Consider the following 17,317-nt stretch of genomic DNA (forward strand, 5'->3'; position numbering starts at 1 on the left):
ATGGAGCAATTTCATGCGCTACTGATTGCCTCCTACGGAAGGCATTATTTAGCGCAGCGTTTAATTGCAGATGCTGCTGGACAAGAATCACCTGATGGTCCATTAATACAAGTCAGCACTCCAGCGAAGCAACATATCGGAGCTGTGGGTGATCGCATGTTGCTTGAAATGACTTCAGCTGATCAAGCACGAATCATCCAAATTGAGCCCCGAGAAAATCTTCTCTATCGCTCGGATGCATTTAAGAGCAAGTTGATTGCCTCGAATGTAGATCAAATCTTAGTAGTACTTGCCACTCAACCTGCTTTCTCGCCAGACTTATTGGGAAGAGCAGTAGTTGCTGCTGAAGCCAATCAAATTGGTCTACACATTTTGCTCAACAAGTGTGACCTTACAGATAATTTAGAACACGCACGCAAAATCATCGCGCCCTATGCTCGCATGGGATACCAAGTCAGCGAAGTCTCTGCCAAATTTGATCCAGCCTCAATCGATTCCTTGCAATCTGCTCTGCAGGGCAAGGTCTCTGTCTTTGTAGGCCAATCAGGCATGGGCAAGTCCAGCCTATTAAATGCCTGGATACCGAATGCGGCCGCACTGACCCAAGAATATTCTGTGCGCCTAGATACCGGCAAACATACCACTACTGCATGCCGTTATTTTGAATTACCTGAGGCTTGGGGCAGAGATGCGACAGGTAAGCTTGGCGCCCTGATTGATTCACCAGGCTTTCAGGAGTTTGGTTTGGCGCACATGTCTGTTAGTGAATTGCAGCATGCCTTTAGGGAATTTAAAGACTTGCTTGGAAAGTGCCGCTTTCATAACTGCGCGCATTTGACTGAGCCAGATTGCGCAGTAAGAGAAGCGGTAGATAGAAATGAAATAGCGCCAGAAAGACTGGCGCTATTTAGACAGCTGCACTCGGATTCAAAAACAGCTGATGTACAAATTCAGGGAATTAGCCAAGCCAAAGAGCGATGGTCAGCATTAGCAACAAAGCCATCCAAGCGATAACTAAGCGCCATACCAATCCTACTGCAGAGCGCATCGTACGCTCAGTAGGCTCAAGACCTACTTCATAAATAACCGGTTCACCAGCTTCAGCCATACGCAAAACTTCATCACTATCAGGCTCACTCATTGGTTCACCAAGACGCACACCCAATGCACCACTGCCTGCCGCCAAAATTACTGCAGACAAAGAGTCTGACCATTTTTGCGTGAGATAGCGCCAGCCATATACAGCACCTTCGAAATTGCCAACAATGGCAAAGCCCATCGCGGTAATACGCGCAGGAACCCAATCTAAAACGTAGAAGAAATGACGGGCAGATTCGCTCAGGTTAAAGTCACCACGCTCTGACCAACGTTGAGAGGCAATATCAGCCAAGCGGTAGAGCACAACACCAGCCGGGCCCATTGGCATCATGAACCAGAACAACACACCAAACACATGGTGGTGTGAACCGATGATGGCGCGCTCTAGTGCCAAAGAAATCACTTCTGTTTCTGAAAGATTGGAAGTGTCTAATTCAGGGCCATACCACTCACCCAAGGCTGCACGCGCAGTAGGTAAGTCATGCGCTTCAATTGCTTCATGCACAGCAGTAAAAGAATGACTGAACTGACGAAAACCAAAAAACAAATAAGCGATGACGATATTCCAAAGAAAACCCAAGATTGGATAAGTCACCATACAAGTGACATACACAATGAAGACTAAAAAAGTTGGCAGTATGAAGGCCACCAAGCAGGCCATGCGAGCACCGATAGGGCTTGCACCGTCTTCAGTCTTACCACCGAACTCAGCGGCGACCCAGTCTAACCAGCGAGCGCATACACGCGCAATCCAATGGCTTGAAGTGACTGGGCGGTATTGCTCAGCAATGAGGGCGAAGAGAATAGAAAAGAAAGTCATACTTTCAATAAATGATAAAGGTTACGCAACATTCCCGCAGTGGCACCCCAAATAAAGCGGTTCTCATAAGGCATTGAATAAAAACGTCGTCCACCCTGCTCACTTTGCCACAATCTGACTTGATGATTAGCGGGATCCAACAAAAAACTCAGGGGCACCTCAAAGACATCGGCCACCTCAAACTCATCTAAGACATATTCTGCCTGAGCTTGGACCAATCCTACTACTGGAGTGACGCTATAGCCAGAAACCGTTAAATACTGTGGCAAATGACCAATGATCTCCACTAGCTCAGGATCTAATCCGATTTCTTCTTTGCTCTCACGCAAGGCGGTCTCATTAGGACTTTGATCCTCAGGATCCATACGACCCCCTGGAAAACTAATTTGCCCCGCATGATCGCGTAAATGATTGGTTCTTTGCGTGAGCAATACTGACAAGCCATCCTCCTTCAATAGAAGTGGAATCAGTACCGCTGCTTTAGTAACCTTTCCGACGGCTTGGCGCTTGGCAATAATGTCAGCCGCAATCACATGGCGATTTTCATCAGTAATCTCTGGCTCCCATTGGGGCGGTGATTGCAAACGCGCTTTTAAACCAGTGGGCTCCAAAAATTCTGGTGCTACCTTTTTTTCACCAGCACACACCGCATGAATCGGAATCGCCTGCGCATCAAATCCTGGAGGCGCAGCAACATTGATTGCATTATCTTCAGGTGTTGAGGTCTTGGGCATATTTATATTCTAAGGCAACAAAAAAGGCGACCGAGGCCGCCTTTTTAAATCAAGCCAGCATTAATTATGCGGCTGGAGTTGCTACTGCCACTTTACGTGCAGGAAGCTTCTCTTTAATACGTGCAGACTTACCTGAACGATCACGCAAGTAGTACAACTTAGCGCGACGTACATCACCGCGACGCTTCACTTCAATGCTAGCGATCAATGGTGAGTAAGTTTGGAATGTACGCTCTACACCTTCGCCAGATGAAATCTTACGAACGATAAAGCTGGAATTGAGTCCGCGATTGCGCTTTGCAATCACAACACCTTCAAACGCCTGAGTACGCTTACGCGCACCTTCAACAACGTTCACGCCAACAACTACTGTATCGCCAGGAGCAAAGCTCGGCAAAACCTTGTTAGCACTTAAGCGAGCAATTTCTTCTTGCTCAATTTTTTCAATTAAATTCATTTTTAATCCTTAAACATCGTATTAGCGTTTAATCCCGAGATTTAAATCAACGGACCTAATAGAGGATGCAGTTAAAACAATTTCACTAAACCAAAAACTAAACCACCTTTTCACCACTGCACACTACTGAAAGTATTTACAGAGAGCGAAGAAATTGTTCATCTTCTCGGGTTAGCAACCCTTTGGCTCTGGCCGATTCAATTAAGTCCGGCCTTAACCTGAACGTCAGCTCTAAAGACTTCTGCCGACGCCAATCCGCTATTTTAGCGTGATGTCCGCCCAAAAGCACGTCTGGGACAGATAAATTTTCATATATTTCGGGGCGGGTGTAGTGCGGATAGTCCAAAAGACCGTTCATAAAGCTATCCTGAGTGGCAGATTCGCCATCTCCAAGTGCTCCTGGAATCAATCTAATCACCGCATCCATCATCGCCATAGCGGGAATTTCGCCCCCAGAAAGCACAAAATCACCGATAGAAAGCTGTAAATCGACGTTTCGGTCAACAAAACGTTGATCAATCGCCTCATATCGACCACAAATAAAGCTCAAATTGCCGTAATCCAGGATATCTGCCGCTATCTTCTGAGAAAAACGCTCGCCCTGGGGTGCCAATAAGCAAATTGGGCCTGATTTGATGTTTGCCGCCTGATGGGCTGCCTTAATTCCGGCGACTGTATCTTCTAAGGGCTTGGCCAGCATCACCATGCCAGGTCCACCGCCATAAGCACGGTCGTCCACTGTTTTACGAGGATCAGCGCAAAAGTCACGAGGATTCCAAAGATGAACGCTGGCTAACGATTGTCCACATGCGCGACCAGTAATGCCCCACTGTGTCAATGCAGAGAACATTTCCGGAAACAAGGTGACTACATCAAAGCGCATATCGGTAATTAATTTTGAAATTGATCTTTGCGTTCTTATTGCCAGTCAGACTGCCAATCAAGAGTAATCGTTTTATTTGGCAAGTCGACGTTTTGCACTACTTCTTTTACAAACGGCACCAAATACACAATCATTTTAGTTACTGGATTACCAATTGCGATAACGCCATGTGCACCATTCTCAGTAACATCAATCACTTCACCAAGGGCTTCGCCTTGCAAATTCACGGCATTGCAACCAATTAGATCAACCCAGTAATAGGAATCACTATCTGCCTTTGGAAACGCATCGCGCGCCACCAAGATACGAGAACCTTTTAATGCGAGCGCCTGATCACGATCGCTTACACCCTCTAGCGACATCACAACATTGCCGCTGTGCATCTTGGCACTTTTCACTTTGTATTGTGTCAAGGAAGCTTGTTCTAGAGACGCAGAAACGCCCGCATCCCTACGAGGGATCAGAGACAGCCAAATAGATCTAGAAGAAAGAAGTGCTACAGGCTCTGATGAGTGAGGTCTTACCTTCACTTGGCCTTGCAAACCTTGCGCCTCAGATATGGCGCCAAGCTCAATCAAATCATTCAGGGAAGGCGTACTCATTTGTAAGACACCTTATTTTCCCAAAATAGAACTACTATAAATTCTGCCGCTAAAAACCTCATCACATCGATGAAGTTTTTAGCAATCGAATATTAAACAGCTGGATTGTTTTTGATCAAACGAACTACTGTTGGGGAAACCTGCGCGCCAACACCAGTCCAGTAAGTCAAACGGTCTTGAGCAATACGCATTGCTTGCTCAGTTGCCGCTGCTTGTGGATTGAAGTAACCAATACGCTCGATGAAATTCGAGTCACGACGGTTGCGTTTATCAGTAGCAACAATGCTGTAAAAAGGGCGCTTCTTAGAACCGCCGCGTGCCAGTCGAATGACGACCATACTTATTCCTTAAAATCTAAAATGAAAACAGGTTGATTACAACCCAATGAAATTTCTACAAAAAACCTTGGGCTCCAGCTCACCAAATAAAGATACGGTAGACCGGAAAACCTCATATTCTAGACGAAAACCCCTACTTCTTCCACCTATTTAAGCATCTAAGACAGTAGAATAGAATGTCTGCTTAAATAAAATCTACATTAAAAACAATAACTTAGATAAATATGGTCCTTAAATCCAGACTTTTAGACTCCCTCAGAAGGCCTTCAAAAGGGTTCTTTCTGACACTTTCTTGCCTAAGTCTTGGACTTTTAAGTGGCTGCGCAAACGTCATCCCCCCATGTGGAGCCAAAATAAGCCCACCAAGCAGCGAACTCAAAAATACCAAATGGGAGCTGACCCGCTGGAACTTACCCCCCAATAGCAATGGAGAGGTGCGCACCCGCCAAATTCCGCAAGGCGATGCCAGCAACCCGATTCAAATCATTTTTGATGCTAGCGGACAACGGCTGAGCGGCTCGACAGGATGCAATCGGTTTACTGCAACCCTTGATGAAGACGCCCGCGGTTTTTCTCTCAAGCAAATCGCTAGCACCAAGATGGCTTGTAACCCTCAGCGTATGGAATTAGAAAATGATTTCCTCTATGAGTTAAATGACTATCGCAGCATTGTGCGCAATGGTGATCAATTACTCATGATCGGCACTGATCGTGAAGTACTCAGTTTTATTCAAAAGCCAAACAACACTAAGTAAGCACTCAATTATTCATTAGCAATATCACTGAAAGATTCATGAAAAAATCCAAACTTCTTTTTTGCGCGCTCGGATTACTCCTTCCGGGCAGTGGCCTCAATTGTTTTTATCTACAAGGACTTAAATCTTTTTGGGCCTGGGTTCAGCTATTTGCCTTGATAGGTGGCGCAGTAGGCTGGGTCATTCTCAAGGACACCCACTTTCATTCGGCACCAGGATGGGTGCTCGTTACTTTTGGTTTTATGACTATTGAAGCAAGCTGGTTAACCACGATTGCCTTTGGTCTTCGCTTAGATGAGAAGTGGGATGCCCAATTTAATCCCGGCATTGAAGATCACCGACGCAGCCGCTCTGGCTGGCTCGAGATACTAACAGTGATTTTCTCTTTGGTATTGGGCGCTGGGGTGATGATGACTTTTTTAGCAGTCTCTTTTGAGCAATTCTTCATCTCTCAAATCCATGAAGCAAAAAAGCTATCCCAATAATTGCAGATAGCTTTAATTTGCAAGAGCCGCTCTTATGAGCGGTTTTTTTATTCTCTTTTGTGCTTCTTTAAAACTGCTCTACTTCTAGAGCATTGGTAGAGTGACCGCTTTCAACAATCGAGGTTGCCAGAGCTTGTGCTTGAGGCATGAGATTCTCAGCAAAGAAACGGACTGTAGCAATCTTCGCATCATAGAATTTTGGATCGCCATCACGCAAACCCTCGGCAGCTAACAGCGCTCTCGCCATTTGCCAACCGCCCAATACCAAGCCAGATAAGCGCAAGTACGCATAGCTACCGGCATAGACCGCTTTGATGTCCGTCTTTGCATTAGCTACAACGTAAGCAACTGCCTGCTCGAATGCGGCACGCGCCAATGTTAACTGCTTCAACACTGCTTTAGCATCAGCGCTTCCACTGGCAGCTAAATCTTTTTCAGTGGCAGCAATTCTTTGGGAAAGCTCTTTGGCAATCGCACCGCCATCACGAACCGTTTTTCTACCAACTAAGTCATTCGCCTGAATTGCAGTAGTGCCTTCGTAAATCGTCAAGATGCGGGCATCACGGTAATACTGCGCTGCGCCAGTTTCTTCGATAAAGCCCATGCCACCATGCACTTGAACTCCCAGACTAGCGACTTCAATCGACATTTCTGTAGAAAAGCCCTTAACGATTGGGACTAAGAATTCATAGATAGCTTGATTAGCTTTCCGAACCGCTTCATCAGGGGCGGCATGCTGTGCATCATAGGCAGAAGCAGCGTAATAAGCTAAAGCACGTGATGCCTCTGTGTAGGCGCGCATGGTCATGAGCATCCGCTTTACATCCGGCTGATGAATAATTGCAACTGGGCCCGGTGAACCCGCTAGATCGCGGCTTTGTACTCGATCTTTTGCATATTGAACCGCCTTTTGATAGGCACGCTCAGCTACCGCTACGCCTTGCATACCTACTGCAAAGCGAGCCGCATTCATCATCACAAACATGTATTCAAGACCGCGATTTTCTTCGCCAACTAAGTAGCCGATCGCACCGCCATGATCACCAAATTGTAGAACCGCAGTTGGGCTCGCTTTAATACCTAACTTGTGCTCAATCGAAACGCAATGTACATCATTACGTTCGCCCAATGAACCATCTTTATTCACCATAAACTTCGGCACTACAAATAATGAAATACCCTTTACGCCCTCTGGTGCATCAGGTGTTCTGGCTAACACCAAATGGATAATATTCTTAGCCATATCGTGCTCACCATAGGTGATATAAATTTTGGTACCAAAAATCTTGTAAGTACCGTCACCCTCTGGAACAGCGCGTGAGCGAACCATCGCAAGATCAGAGCCAGCTTGTGGCTCAGTCAAATTCATTGTTCCAGTCCACTCACCAGAAATCATCTTCGGAACATATTGCTCCTGAAGTTCTGGGCTAGCAGCAGTTAAGAGAGCTTCAATAGCACCATCGGTAAGTAATGGACATAGTGCAAAAGAAAGATTGGCTGCATTGACCATCTCCAAACAAGCAGTAGAGATCAATTTTGGTAAGCCTTGTCCACCAAACTCTGCGGGATGAATTACGCCTTGCCAACCAGCAGCAGCGTATTGCTCAAAAGCTTGTTTGAAGCCAGGGGTGGTTGTCACTACACCATCCTTTAAAGAGCTTGGGTTTTGATCGCCAGTCCAGTTGAGGGGTGCCACTACATCTTGATTAAATTTGGCTGACTCCTCCAAGATCGCAGGGGCTAAATCTACATCCGCACCCGCGTCAGCATAGGAGGGATAGGCAACAACATCTGATAGCCCAGCTAGTTCATTCATCACAAACAACATATCTTTCACTGGGGCTACGTATGGCATTACAACTCCTCTTTATACAATTTGATACTTAATTAATCTTTGACTTCAATCTTCAGCTCAACCAAGTGCTTTTGTTAGCTCCGGCACAGCAGTATTCAAATCCGCCACTAGACCATAGTCAGCAACACCAAATATTGGCGCCTCTGGATCTTTGTTGATTGCTACGATAACTTTGGAATCTTTCATACCAGCCAAATGCTGGATGGCACCTGAGATACCTACGGCAATGTAAAGCTGAGGAGCCACAATCTTGCCAGTCTGACCCACTTGGTAATCATTGGGAACATAACCTGCATCCACCGCAGCACGGGATGCACCTAAAGCAGCACCGAGCTTGTCGGCCAAAGGAGCAATGAGCTCCTGATACTTTTCACCAGAACCCAAACCGCGACCACCAGAAACAATAATCTTGGCGGCGGTCAATTCTGGACGATCAGATTTAGTCAGCTCACGACCAACAAAGGATGATGAAGCTTTACTATCAGCAGCAGCAGCTTTTTCTACAGCAGCTGAACCACCAGTTGCAGCGACTGGATCAAAACCAGTAGTACGCACAGTAATCACTTTGACTGGATCGGTGGATTGCACGGTTGCAATCGCATTGCCCGCATAAATTGGACGCTCGAAAGAATCCGCTGAGATGACTTTGGTAATGTCAGACAACTGAGCTACATCTAACTTAGCAGCAACGCGTGGCAAAACATTCTTCCCATTAGCTGTTGCAGGAGCGAGAATGTGGCTATAGCCATTCGCAATGGAGATGATCTGTGCAGCCAAAGGTTCAGCCAATTGATCAGCCAAATTAGCGGCATCAATTTGAATCACTTTGCGCACGCCAGCAATTTGCGCTGCGGCAGCGGCAGCAGCATCAGCACCACTACCAGCAACGAGTACATCCACTTCAGGAGAGCACTGCAAAGCAGCTGCTACAGCGTTAAGCGTTGCAACCTTTAAAGATTGATTATCGTGTTCAGCAATAACAAGTGCGGCCATTTAGATCACCTTCGCTTCATTTTTGAGTTTTTCTACAAGGGCTGCCACATCAGCAACCATCACGCCAGCAGAGCGCTTTGGCGGCTCTTCTACTTTAAGTGTTTTCAGGCGTGGGGCAATATCGACACCCAATTCTTCAGGCTTCACGATATCAATTGTTTTCTTCTTGGCCTTCATGATGTTCGGCAAAGTGACATAGCGTGGTTCATTCAAGCGCAGGTCAGTGGTAATCACTGCCGGCAAAGTTAGCGCAATAGTTTCTAAGCCGCCATCGACTTCACGAGTCACAGTGGCCTTGCCGTCTGCAACTACAACCTTAGAAGCAAAGGTTGCTTGAGGAATATCCAGCAAGCTAGCCAACATCTGACCGGTTTGATTGCTGTCATCGTCAATTGCTTGTTTACCAAGAATGATGATTTGCGCTTGCTCTTTATCAGAGAGCGCCTTGAGAATCTTCGCTACTGCTAAAGGTTGCAGCTCTACATCTGTCTCCACCAGGATGGCACGATCCGCGCCAATTGCTAAAGCGGTACGGAGGGTTTCTTGGCATTGGGTTGCACCAGCAGACACTACAACCACCTCAGTTGCGACACCCGCCTCTTTTAAACGCACCGCTTCCTCTACTGCGATTTCATCAAAGGGATTCATACTCATTTTGACGTTCGCTAAATCAACACCAGAGTTGTCTGATTTCACCCGAATTTTGACGTTGTAATCTACAACGCGTTTTACAGCCACTAAGACTTTCATCCCTCAAACCTCTCCAATATATATAAATCGAGGATAAACCCTCAATAAAAAGCACGATCGTTTTATTTTACCTGAATATTTGCCAAATTAAACATCAATTGCGGTAGCTGAACCCGCTTGTTTCCGAAGCTCAAACTTCTGAATCTTGCCAGTTGAGGTCTTTGGTAGTTCACAGAACACAATGGCTCTCGGAACCTTAAAGCCTGCTAAATGCTTTTTACAGTGGGCAATAATCTCCTCGGCAGTCACTTCTGAGCCAGGTTTGATTTCCAGGAAGGCACAAGGCGTTTCACCCCACTTAGGATCAGGCTTAGCAACCACCGCAGCAGCGTTAATAGCTGGGTGTCGATAGAGTACATCCTCAACCTCTACAGAGGAAATATTTTCACCTCCAGAAATAATGATGTCTTTGCTGCGGTCCTTCATCTTCACATAACCATCTGGATTTATTACCGCCAAATCACCCGAGTGGAACCAACCACCTTCAAATGCCTCTTGGGTTGCTTTTTCGTTCTTCAGATACCCCTTCATGGCGATATTGCCCTTGAACATAATTTCACCCATGGTTTCACCATCTGCTGGAACGGCCTGCATGGTTTCTGGATCAAGAACAGCAATTGCCTGTTGCATGTGATAACGCACACCTTGGCGTGCATTTAAGCGAGCACGCTCACCGATATCAACATTATTCCACTCGTCTTGTTTAACGCACACAGCTGCCGGCCCATAGGTTTCAGTTAAACCATAAACATGAGTTAAATCAAATCCTAACTTTTCCATACCCTCAATAATGGATGCAGGTGGTGCGGCGCCCGCGATCAAACCTTTGACCCCTGTAGGCACTCCCACCTTCAGCTCATCCGGCGCATTGACCAACAAGTTATGCACGATAGGTGCCGCACAGTAGTGCGTCACACCATGCTCTTTAATTGCCGCAAAAATATGTTGCGCATCAACCCGACGCAAGCAGACATTGACACCAGCGCGAGCAGCGATCGTCCATGGGAAGCACCAACCATTGCAATGGAACATTGGCAAAGTCCAGAGGTAGATGGGATGCTTATTAATATCCCAGTCCAGCACATTGGAAACGGCATTAATTGCAGCGCCACGATGGTGATACACCACGCCCTTAGGGTTGCCAGTAGTTCCTGATGTGTAGTTCAAGCAAATCGCTTGCCACTCATCTGCGGGAACTTGCCATGCAAAATTTGGATCCCCTTCGGAGAGTAATTTCTCATAAGTGAGTTTGCCTAACTTCTCTCCAGGAACATCAAACTCTTTTTCTTCAACATCCACCACCAAGAAATCACGGCCAGAATCTTTCTTAGCGATCTCAAGCGCTTTTTTCATCACCCCTGAAAACTCAGGATCAACAATGACTACCTTTGCTTCGCCATGATTCAGCATAAAAGCCACTGTCTCTGAGTCTAAACGAGTATTAAGAGCATTCAAAACTGCACCCGCCATCGGAATACCAAAGTGGGCTTCTACCATTGGAGGCGTGTTGGGCAACATCACCGCTACGGTGTCACCCAAACCAACACCATGCTTTTGCAAGGCGCTAGCCAAGCGACGGCAACGCTCATAGGTTTGCGCCCAGGTCTGACGTAATTTCCCATGAATAACGGCAGTTTTATTGGGGTAAATTTCTGCTGAGCGCTCTAAAAATAAGAGCGGTGTAATTGGGGTGTAGTTGGCTGGATTGCGAGCCAAACCTTGTTCATAAATATTTGCCATCTTCAGCTTTCGATTTCTGTTTTACTAAATTTTTTATTAAATATCTGCTAGCGCTTTAATATGGGCCACCACACTGCGGCCTAAAGCAGAGAGGTTATAACCACCCTCTAAGCAGCTCACAATGCGTCCTTGCGCATACTCATTAGCAATCTCTTTTAAACGTTTGGTAATCCAGACATAGTCATCCTCCACCAAGCCCATCTGACCTAAATCATCCTCGCGATGGGCATCAAACCCTGCTGAAATAATCACGAGCTCAGGCTCAAAATTACGCAAAGCTGGCAACCACTGCTCTTCCACAATGGAGCGCACCACATCGCCCCGAGTCGCAGCAGGCAAAGGTACATTGACCATATTGTTTGCGTGATCAAGGCCGCTGTATGGATAAAAAGGGTGCTGGAAGAAGCTACACATCAAGACATTAGGGTCATTGAAAAAAGCAGCTTCAGTACCGTTGCCATGATGGACATCAAAATCAATGATGGCGACACGCTCAATGCCGTATGTTTCCATTGCATATCGCGCAGCAATCGCCACGTTATCAAATAAACAAAAACCCATAGAACGCGTTGGCTCCGCATGATGTCCTGGCGGTCTTACGGCACAAAATACGTTCTCAACCTCACCCTTCATCACAGCATCTACGCCTGCAATAGCAGCGCCTGCCGCTCTGAGTGATGCTCTATAAGTATGAGGATTCATGATGGTGTCACCATCGAGCATGAAATACCCACTCTCTGGGGCACGATCCCGAACAAAAGAAACGTGGTCAGGACTATGGACCAATTCCAATTGGTCTTCGGTTGCCAATGGCGCATCTAAATGATGCAAAAATTGATCAACACCGCTGCGAATCAGCTGATCATTAATCGCCTGAATTCTCTCTGGACACTCTGGATGATGGCTTCCCATCTCATGTTTCAGAAAGTCTGGATGAGTTATGTATCCTGTTGTCATTACTCGAAATCCTCAATAGCAAATTTGTTATTTTTATAATCTAATTAAACGTGCTCAACATTCGAAAATCCAATACCAATAAAAATATCTTAGGCATGAACTTTCACGTCTCCTACCTACTGCTTGCTCTTGCGTTTTTAGCAGGGTGCTCTAGCACCTCCACACAACCAACCCAATCGCAACAGCCCATCGTAAACCAGACTGACGATGTCGCTACCGAGGCGCGTTTTAGCCAGAACCTCAACGAACTCCTTACCCAGGTCTCCCAGAACCAAGAAATCCCACTCCCAGCCCTAGAAATGGGCTTCCTAGATGCTAAAACGGTTCCCTCAATTCGGAAATTGGTATTACCCCCATCGGTTACATTTAAGAAGAATTGGCTGGCTTATCGCAAACGCTTTATTGAGCCCGTGCGCCTTAAGGCTGGCAGGGTCTTTTGGGACCAAAATCAAGCCTTTTTGAGCCAAGTTGAGCAAGAGTCAGGGGTGCCAGCTGAGATTATTGTGGCCATTATTGGCATCGAGACCATCTATGGGCGCCAAACTGGTAATTTCAGGGTGAAAGATGTTTTATCCACCCTCGCCTTTAGTTACCCAGATACCCCAAATAAACCAGCACGTGAACAACTCTTCAAGGATCAACTCAAAGAACTCATTCTGATGTGTTGGACCGGGGCGGGTGGCAAGTTGCCCTCTAAAAATAGTAGTCAAGGCATCAATAGCGCACGCTTTCATGCTTGCCTAAATCAGAATAGTTCTTATGCTGGCGCCATCGGCCTGCCACAGTTCATGCCCAGCAGTATTCGCAGCTTTGCAGTCGATGGTGACGGCGATGGTCAAATTGATCTAAGGCAAAGCCCTAAGGATGCTATTGCGAGTGTTGCCAACTTCATGAAAAAACATGGCTGGCAACCCGGTATGCCGATTTCATTTCCAGTTCAAGAAAATGGCATCAGTACTGCCAAAGCAATGGCTGATGGTGAACCGCAATTGAAATTTACTGTACAAGAGCTCATTGAAAAAGAAATCTTGACTCAGCAACAGGGCGATCTTCAAAGTGGTGGGGTAGAGCCACAAAGCAAAGCTTTCATCGTTGACCTACCCTATCCAGATAAAGATGGTGTAGAACAGGTGCAATATTTTGTTGGCTTAAATAATTTTCTGACGATTGTGCAATACAACCGCAGCTATTTTTATGCGCAAAGTGTTGCTGAGTTTGCCCAAGCCTTAGGATATAAAAACCAAAGTGTTGTGCCAGTAGAAAACCCAACCAAAAGCAGTGGGTCAAAGGCAGCTACTGAAAAGTCTAAATCCAAGAAATCCAGCGCTAAGAAAAAAGTAAAGTCTTAAGCCGGAAAAACGCCGGTAGATAGGTAGCGGTCACCACGGTCACAGACAATAAAGACGATCGTGGCATTTTCAACCTGGCGCGCTATGCGCAAAGCCACCACCAAAGCACCTCCTGCAGAGATGCCGCAGAAAATACCCTCCTCCGCTGCTAGACGACGTGCCATCTCCTCTGCATCCGCTTGCGAAACATACTCAATCAGATCTACCTTATCGCCTTGATAAATCTTAGGCAGATACTCTGGCGCCCACTTCCGAATACCCGGGATCTGAGACCCCTCTTCTGGTTGTGCGCCAATAATCTGAATCGTAGGATTCATGGATTTGAGATAAGTAGAGACACCTGTAATGGTGCCAGTTGTTCCCATGGCGGATATGAAATGTGTGACCTGCCCATCAGTGTCTCGCCAAATTTCTGGTCCAGTACTTTCTATATGCGCTCTCGGATTGTCAGGGTTGGCAAACTGATCTAGCAATCTGCCGCGACCTTCTCTTTGCAGCTGCAAGGCGTAATCTCTGGCAAATTCCATGCCACCAGAAGCTGCGGTCAATATTAATTCAGCCCCATAAGCTGCCATACTTTGACGACGTTCAATACTTTGATTTTCTGGCATGACTAAAATCATTTTGTAACCGAGCATCGCGGCAGTCATTGCTAAAGCAATACCCGTATTACCGCTGGTTGCCTCAATTAATGTATCGCCAGGTTTAATCTCACCGCGCTCTTGTGCACGTGAGATCATCGACAGCGCAGGTCGGTCCTTCACCGACCCGGCTGGATTGTTTCCTTCCAACTTACCTAAGATCACATTATTGCGATTCTCGTTTTCTAAACCAGGAATACGCTGCAAGCGAACTAAAGGCGTATTGCCCACAGTCTGCGAAATAGTAAGGTAGGAAGGTTTGCTCATGAAGCCATTTTAGCCATAAGCCGCCTTACACACGGAAGGGTTTAATTTCTGCGACCTGATCCCGAACGCTCCTGCTGATTGCGAGGACTAGCTTGATTACGCGCATTGCGTCGGGCAGAGGCCCCGCCCTCTTTCTTCGTGCGGCCATTGGGCTCCCGAAAAGAGCTCGGTGCCTCAATGGTTAATCCGTTATCGACCATTTTTTCAACTGATTTCATACCAATGCCACGAACCCGCTTCTGCAGATCATTAGCATCCTGAAAATGGCCGCCATCCAAACGTTCAGCAATAATGGTTTTTGCCTTAGCAGGACCAATACCCTTAATGCTCTCAAGCTCCGTTTGAGTGGCAGTATTGACATTAATGGGTGATGCGTAAGCCGCCCCAGAACCCAATACCAATACAGATAATGCTAGTGCTACTGCTCTAACTAAAGTCTGAACTTTACCCAAAGTTAAATTTTTGATCATCTTCTCTCCAGTAGTAAATAAAAAATCCACGGACACAAAGTGCGCGTGGATCGTTTACAACGAATAGTGATGAGTTTGGTTGACCTAAAACCTGAGCATACCTATTAATCAGTAAATACTGATGGGTGTCACGTCTATTGACTCAAAATAAATTGGGCGGCGCGCTTTATGAGTTCAGGCTCAGTCTGATTAAAGCCATGATAGGCAAAAGAATCGCAGACGTTCCCTGCGCTAATACCGCCTTCAATAATCTCTAATTGAGCAATGGTATTTTTTGGGCGCCCGGAGATAATATTTTCAGAGGCAGATATTGGAGTGCCGGGGCATTGATCGTTCATATGGTGAATCGCCTCAACAGGCAAATTTACATTATCACTAATGGTGGCAGTTCTAACTGTGCCAGCGATGACGACCCCAGAGAGCAATTGAGATTGTTCATTGAATTGATTGACGAAATAGCTAGCTGTAGAGGTTCCCATGCTATGGCCAAAAATCCAGATGGGTAACTTCGTTTTATTTTTGTAATAACGAACAACTTCACCTACTCTCTCTAGATGGTCACCGCGACCTCTCAGATCACCTCGTTTTAAATCGCCCAAATCATAAGGAGTGTCGACCAATACCGCATCAATTTGATACTGCGCCCATAAATTGATTGAACGAATAAAGGTATGTTGATTTTTGGTTGAGCCATCATCTTTGAGTCGCATCATGCCCCCGCCACCCGGAAACAATAGTACCAATGCTTTTGCATTTGTTGCTGGGACTAGAAGGGTTCTAGTGGGTGGTTCTTGCTGATGAGGAATATCGATTACTTGTGACTGCGCGGTGGCAGTCACAAGATAAACCCAGGCTGCAAATAAAAACTTAAGCGCCAATGATGCCCTTGAGACCGGTATATATAGATACCGCTGTAGTTCCTAAGGCCACAATAGTGCCACCGTACTCCTGCAATGTCTTCATTAAGCCATGAACACTTTGTAGAGAAGCCCCGCCATCTTTAAAGTTAAGTGAGGCAACTTTCATCATTGAACTTACCAGACCCGCCCTACGCGCTCTTTGCTTTGCAGCATAAGCAACGCCACCAAGCAACATGCCTGTTAAAAAGCTAAACGCAATACTAGCGGAATATTCCAGTACTTCTTTCCACTCAAATAGGTTCTGCGGCCATACTGGGGAATGATCGACCATACTAGTAATCCAACTCATGCCAATAACTGAAGCAATTGCCAAAAAAATTACGCCAACAAACCAAGGAAATAATTTATGCGCATGCTTATTAAATAATGCATAAGCAAATGGAAGTGGCAACACCATTGAAATAATACGCAGATAGATCATTTTGGTGTCGTATACCACTGCAATTAACCAATGTGCGACGAGCAGCAACAGCAGAGGAATGATGAGATATATAGCAATATCGGATATCCACTGCAGAGAAGACCTTTTTTCAAGCTGATGATTTTGTTCATCGAGCAATTGTTCAAGCTCAGCGATTCTGAGTTCATAAAGCTCTGGGCTTGGAATTGCCGCTACTTTACTTTCTAAATCAGCAATTTTAGCCACCATTGGCTTCAGCAAATAGATATCACGACTGCAGGTTTTGCAGACGTAAGCCTCCTCAGAAACCTCCGAAAGGCAGTATGGGCAATTCATTATTTATTTACTACCAAATTCAAGACTGAATTTGTTTCACGACCTTCAGAGTCTTTTACTGTGACACGAATCGTATGATTCCCTGGAGGAACTTCCGCTTTTGCAAAATCAATGCCATTTGCAGAGATGGCGCTTTTCAGGCGAGGTGTGAGATCCACAAATGGTGACTTCATATAAACCACCTTTACAGAGCTTGGATCAATCTTGGCATCACCGCGCGGCTCAAAAGTCACCTTGAAATCAAATGGGGCAACTACTGGTGTATCGGCCTCAGGTGATGCCAACTTAATGGCTGGCCCTCGAGAAATACCCCGAGTGGCTAAAGTTCCTGCCGCAGGTGGAAGAGCGGCCTCTTTGACGCTAATCAAAGATGCTGCACTAGTCATCTGAGTAGTAGCAAACAAAGCTACGGCGAGTGTTAGTTGAATCAGTTTCATAATAGCCTCAAGATTTATATATCAATGGTA

20 protein-coding genes are annotated in these 17,317 nt (G+C 46.0%); 4 read left to right on the plus strand and 16 right to left on the minus strand.

What is annotated here, in order from left to right:
- Positions 1-1,014, plus strand: coding sequence for a ribosome small subunit-dependent GTPase A (rsgA, locus tag ICN44_RS02090; RefSeq protein ID WP_216262454.1), 1,014 nt, complete (start codon positions 1-3; stop codon positions 1,012-1,014).
- Here the strand turns inward: rsgA and ICN44_RS02095 are convergent.
- The 6 genes from ICN44_RS02095 to rpsP form a co-directional block, all read right to left on the minus strand.
- Positions 959-1,918, minus strand: coding sequence for a CobD/CbiB family protein (locus ICN44_RS02095; RefSeq protein WP_216262456.1), 960 nt, complete (start codon positions 1,916-1,918; stop codon positions 959-961). The genes rsgA and ICN44_RS02095 overlap by 56 nt on opposite strands.
- Positions 1,915-2,652, minus strand: a complete 738-nt coding sequence (locus ICN44_RS02100) for a CoA pyrophosphatase (protein WP_216262458.1) — start codon at positions 2,650-2,652, stop codon at positions 1,915-1,917. The genes ICN44_RS02095 and ICN44_RS02100 overlap by 4 nt, the downstream gene beginning before the upstream one ends.
- A 64-nt stretch (positions 2,653-2,716) precedes the next feature.
- Positions 2,717-3,109, minus strand: a complete 393-nt coding sequence (gene rplS, locus ICN44_RS02105) for a 50S ribosomal protein L19 (RefSeq protein ID WP_072583649.1) — start codon at positions 3,107-3,109, stop codon at positions 2,717-2,719.
- A gap of 136 nt (positions 3,110-3,245) precedes the next feature.
- A complete protein-coding gene (trmD, locus tag ICN44_RS02110; RefSeq protein ID WP_216262460.1) occupies positions 3,246-3,992 on the minus strand; it encodes a tRNA (guanosine(37)-N1)-methyltransferase TrmD in 747 nt (248 codons plus the stop codon).
- Between the two features lie 35 nt (positions 3,993-4,027).
- Positions 4,028-4,594, minus strand: coding sequence for a ribosome maturation factor RimM (rimM, locus tag ICN44_RS02115; RefSeq protein WP_216262462.1), 567 nt, complete (start codon positions 4,592-4,594; stop codon positions 4,028-4,030).
- 92 nt (positions 4,595-4,686) lie between these two features.
- On the minus strand, positions 4,687-4,932 hold the full coding sequence (gene rpsP, locus ICN44_RS02120; RefSeq protein WP_072583652.1) for a 30S ribosomal protein S16: 246 nt from the start codon (positions 4,930-4,932) through the stop codon (positions 4,687-4,689).
- 224 nt (positions 4,933-5,156) lie between these two features.
- Between rpsP and ICN44_RS02125 the strand changes: the two genes are divergently transcribed.
- The gene (locus ICN44_RS02125; RefSeq protein WP_216262464.1) at positions 5,157-5,687 is read left to right on the plus strand and encodes an META domain-containing protein; all 531 of its coding nucleotides are present in this window, start codon (positions 5,157-5,159) and stop codon (positions 5,685-5,687) included.
- Between the two features lie 38 nt (positions 5,688-5,725).
- Complete coding sequence (locus tag ICN44_RS02130) at positions 5,726-6,172, plus strand: hypothetical protein (RefSeq protein ID WP_216262465.1); 447 nt, start codon at positions 5,726-5,728, stop codon at positions 6,170-6,172.
- A 67-nt stretch (positions 6,173-6,239) separates the two neighbouring features.
- On the opposite strand, the gene ICN44_RS02135 is transcribed toward ICN44_RS02130, so the two are convergent.
- The 5 genes from ICN44_RS02135 to ICN44_RS02155 form a co-directional block, all read right to left on the minus strand.
- The gene (locus ICN44_RS02135) at positions 6,240-8,027 is read right to left on the minus strand and encodes an acyl-CoA dehydrogenase (protein ID WP_216262466.1); all 1,788 of its coding nucleotides are present in this window, start codon (positions 8,025-8,027) and stop codon (positions 6,240-6,242) included.
- A 57-nt stretch (positions 8,028-8,084) separates the two neighbouring features.
- Positions 8,085-9,020, minus strand: a complete 936-nt coding sequence (locus ICN44_RS02140) for an electron transfer flavoprotein subunit alpha/FixB family protein (RefSeq protein WP_216262467.1) — start codon at positions 9,018-9,020, stop codon at positions 8,085-8,087.
- Positions 9,021-9,770 carry an electron transfer flavoprotein subunit beta/FixA family protein gene (locus ICN44_RS02145; protein WP_072583657.1) on the minus strand — a complete coding sequence of 250 codons (750 nt, stop codon included), beginning with the start codon at positions 9,768-9,770 and terminating at the stop codon, positions 9,021-9,023.
- An 87-nt stretch (positions 9,771-9,857) separates the two neighbouring features.
- Positions 9,858-11,510 (minus strand): acyl-CoA synthetase, encoded by a 1,653-nt coding sequence (locus tag ICN44_RS02150; RefSeq protein WP_216262468.1) that lies wholly within the window; start codon positions 11,508-11,510, stop codon positions 9,858-9,860.
- Positions 11,511-11,546: 36 nt separating this feature from the next.
- The gene (locus tag ICN44_RS02155) at positions 11,547-12,467 is read right to left on the minus strand and encodes a histone deacetylase family protein (protein WP_216262470.1); all 921 of its coding nucleotides are present in this window, start codon (positions 12,465-12,467) and stop codon (positions 11,547-11,549) included.
- A gap of 95 nt (positions 12,468-12,562) precedes the next feature.
- Between ICN44_RS02155 and ICN44_RS02160 the strand changes: the two genes are divergently transcribed.
- Positions 12,563-13,816, plus strand: a complete 1,254-nt coding sequence (locus ICN44_RS02160; protein ID WP_216262471.1) for a lytic transglycosylase domain-containing protein — start codon at positions 12,563-12,565, stop codon at positions 13,814-13,816.
- Here the strand turns inward: ICN44_RS02160 and cysM are convergent.
- The 5 genes from cysM to ICN44_RS02185 all read right to left on the minus strand — a co-directional run bounded on the left by cysM (position 13,813) and on the right by ICN44_RS02185 (position 17,287).
- Positions 13,813-14,724, minus strand: coding sequence for a cysteine synthase CysM (gene cysM / locus ICN44_RS02165; RefSeq protein WP_216262474.1), 912 nt, complete (start codon positions 14,722-14,724; stop codon positions 13,813-13,815). The two genes, ICN44_RS02160 and cysM, sit on opposite strands and share 4 nt — an antisense overlap.
- 41 nt (positions 14,725-14,765) lie before the next feature.
- On the minus strand, positions 14,766-15,194 hold the full coding sequence (locus ICN44_RS02170; protein ID WP_216262476.1) for a helix-hairpin-helix domain-containing protein: 429 nt from the start codon (positions 15,192-15,194) through the stop codon (positions 14,766-14,768).
- A gap of 134 nt (positions 15,195-15,328) precedes the next feature.
- On the minus strand, positions 15,329-16,033 hold the full coding sequence (locus tag ICN44_RS02175; RefSeq protein ID WP_216262478.1) for a hypothetical protein: 705 nt from the start codon (positions 16,031-16,033) through the stop codon (positions 15,329-15,331).
- 28 nt (positions 16,034-16,061) lie between these two features.
- Positions 16,062-16,850 (minus strand): hypothetical protein, encoded by a 789-nt coding sequence (locus ICN44_RS02180; protein WP_216262481.1) that lies wholly within the window; start codon positions 16,848-16,850, stop codon positions 16,062-16,064.
- Positions 16,850-17,287: a hypothetical protein gene (locus ICN44_RS02185; RefSeq protein WP_216262483.1), complete on the minus strand. Its 438-nt coding sequence runs from the start codon at positions 17,285-17,287 to the stop codon at positions 16,850-16,852. Before ICN44_RS02185 ends, ICN44_RS02180 begins: the two co-directional genes overlap by 1 nt.
- Positions 17,288-17,317: the final 30 nt, after the last annotated feature.

Source organism: Polynucleobacter sp. JS-Fieb-80-E5 (assembly GCF_018882015.1).
In the GTDB taxonomy this organism is placed as follows: domain Bacteria; phylum Pseudomonadota; class Gammaproteobacteria; order Burkholderiales; family Burkholderiaceae; genus Polynucleobacter.

What these genes read in the sequence shown, in the direction of transcription:
- rsgA (WP_216262454.1), top strand. Translation starts at nt 1, where the DNA reads ATGGAGCAATTTCATGCGCTACTGATTGCCTCCTACGGAAGGCATTAT.
- trmD (WP_216262460.1), bottom strand. Translation starts at nt 3,992, where the DNA reads ATGCGCTTTGATGTAGTCACCTTGTTTCCGGAAATGTTCTCTGCATTG.
- ICN44_RS02185 (WP_216262483.1), bottom strand. Translation starts at nt 17,287, where the DNA reads ATGAAACTGATTCAACTAACACTCGCCGTAGCTTTGTTTGCTACTACT.
- ICN44_RS02160 (WP_216262471.1), top strand. Translation starts at nt 12,563, where the DNA reads ATGAACTTTCACGTCTCCTACCTACTGCTTGCTCTTGCGTTTTTAGCA.
- ICN44_RS02170 (WP_216262476.1), bottom strand. Translation starts at nt 15,194, where the DNA reads ATGATCAAAAATTTAACTTTGGGTAAAGTTCAGACTTTAGTTAGAGCA.
- ICN44_RS02155 (WP_216262470.1), bottom strand. Translation starts at nt 12,467, where the DNA reads ATGACAACAGGATACATAACTCATCCAGACTTTCTGAAACATGAGATG.
- ICN44_RS02100 (WP_216262458.1), bottom strand. Translation starts at nt 2,652, where the DNA reads ATGCCCAAGACCTCAACACCTGAAGATAATGCAATCAATGTTGCTGCG.
- cysM (WP_216262474.1), bottom strand. Translation starts at nt 14,724, where the DNA reads ATGAGCAAACCTTCCTACCTTACTATTTCGCAGACTGTGGGCAATACG.
- ICN44_RS02095 (WP_216262456.1), bottom strand. Translation starts at nt 1,918, where the DNA reads ATGACTTTCTTTTCTATTCTCTTCGCCCTCATTGCTGAGCAATACCGC.
- ICN44_RS02145 (WP_072583657.1), bottom strand. Translation starts at nt 9,770, where the DNA reads ATGAAAGTCTTAGTGGCTGTAAAACGCGTTGTAGATTACAACGTCAAA.
- ICN44_RS02125 (WP_216262464.1), top strand. Translation starts at nt 5,157, where the DNA reads ATGGTCCTTAAATCCAGACTTTTAGACTCCCTCAGAAGGCCTTCAAAA.
- ICN44_RS02180 (WP_216262481.1), bottom strand. Translation starts at nt 16,850, where the DNA reads ATGAATTGCCCATACTGCCTTTCGGAGGTTTCTGAGGAGGCTTACGTC.
- rpsP (WP_072583652.1), bottom strand. Translation starts at nt 4,932, where the DNA reads ATGGTCGTCATTCGACTGGCACGCGGCGGTTCTAAGAAGCGCCCTTTT.
- ICN44_RS02150 (WP_216262468.1), bottom strand. Translation starts at nt 11,510, where the DNA reads ATGGCAAATATTTATGAACAAGGTTTGGCTCGCAATCCAGCCAACTAC.
- rimM (WP_216262462.1), bottom strand. Translation starts at nt 4,594, where the DNA reads ATGAGTACGCCTTCCCTGAATGATTTGATTGAGCTTGGCGCCATATCT.
- rplS (WP_072583649.1), bottom strand. Translation starts at nt 3,109, where the DNA reads ATGAATTTAATTGAAAAAATTGAGCAAGAAGAAATTGCTCGCTTAAGT.
- ICN44_RS02130 (WP_216262465.1), top strand. Translation starts at nt 5,726, where the DNA reads ATGAAAAAATCCAAACTTCTTTTTTGCGCGCTCGGATTACTCCTTCCG.
- ICN44_RS02135 (WP_216262466.1), bottom strand. Translation starts at nt 8,027, where the DNA reads ATGCCATACGTAGCCCCAGTGAAAGATATGTTGTTTGTGATGAATGAA.
- ICN44_RS02140 (WP_216262467.1), bottom strand. Translation starts at nt 9,020, where the DNA reads ATGGCCGCACTTGTTATTGCTGAACACGATAATCAATCTTTAAAGGTT.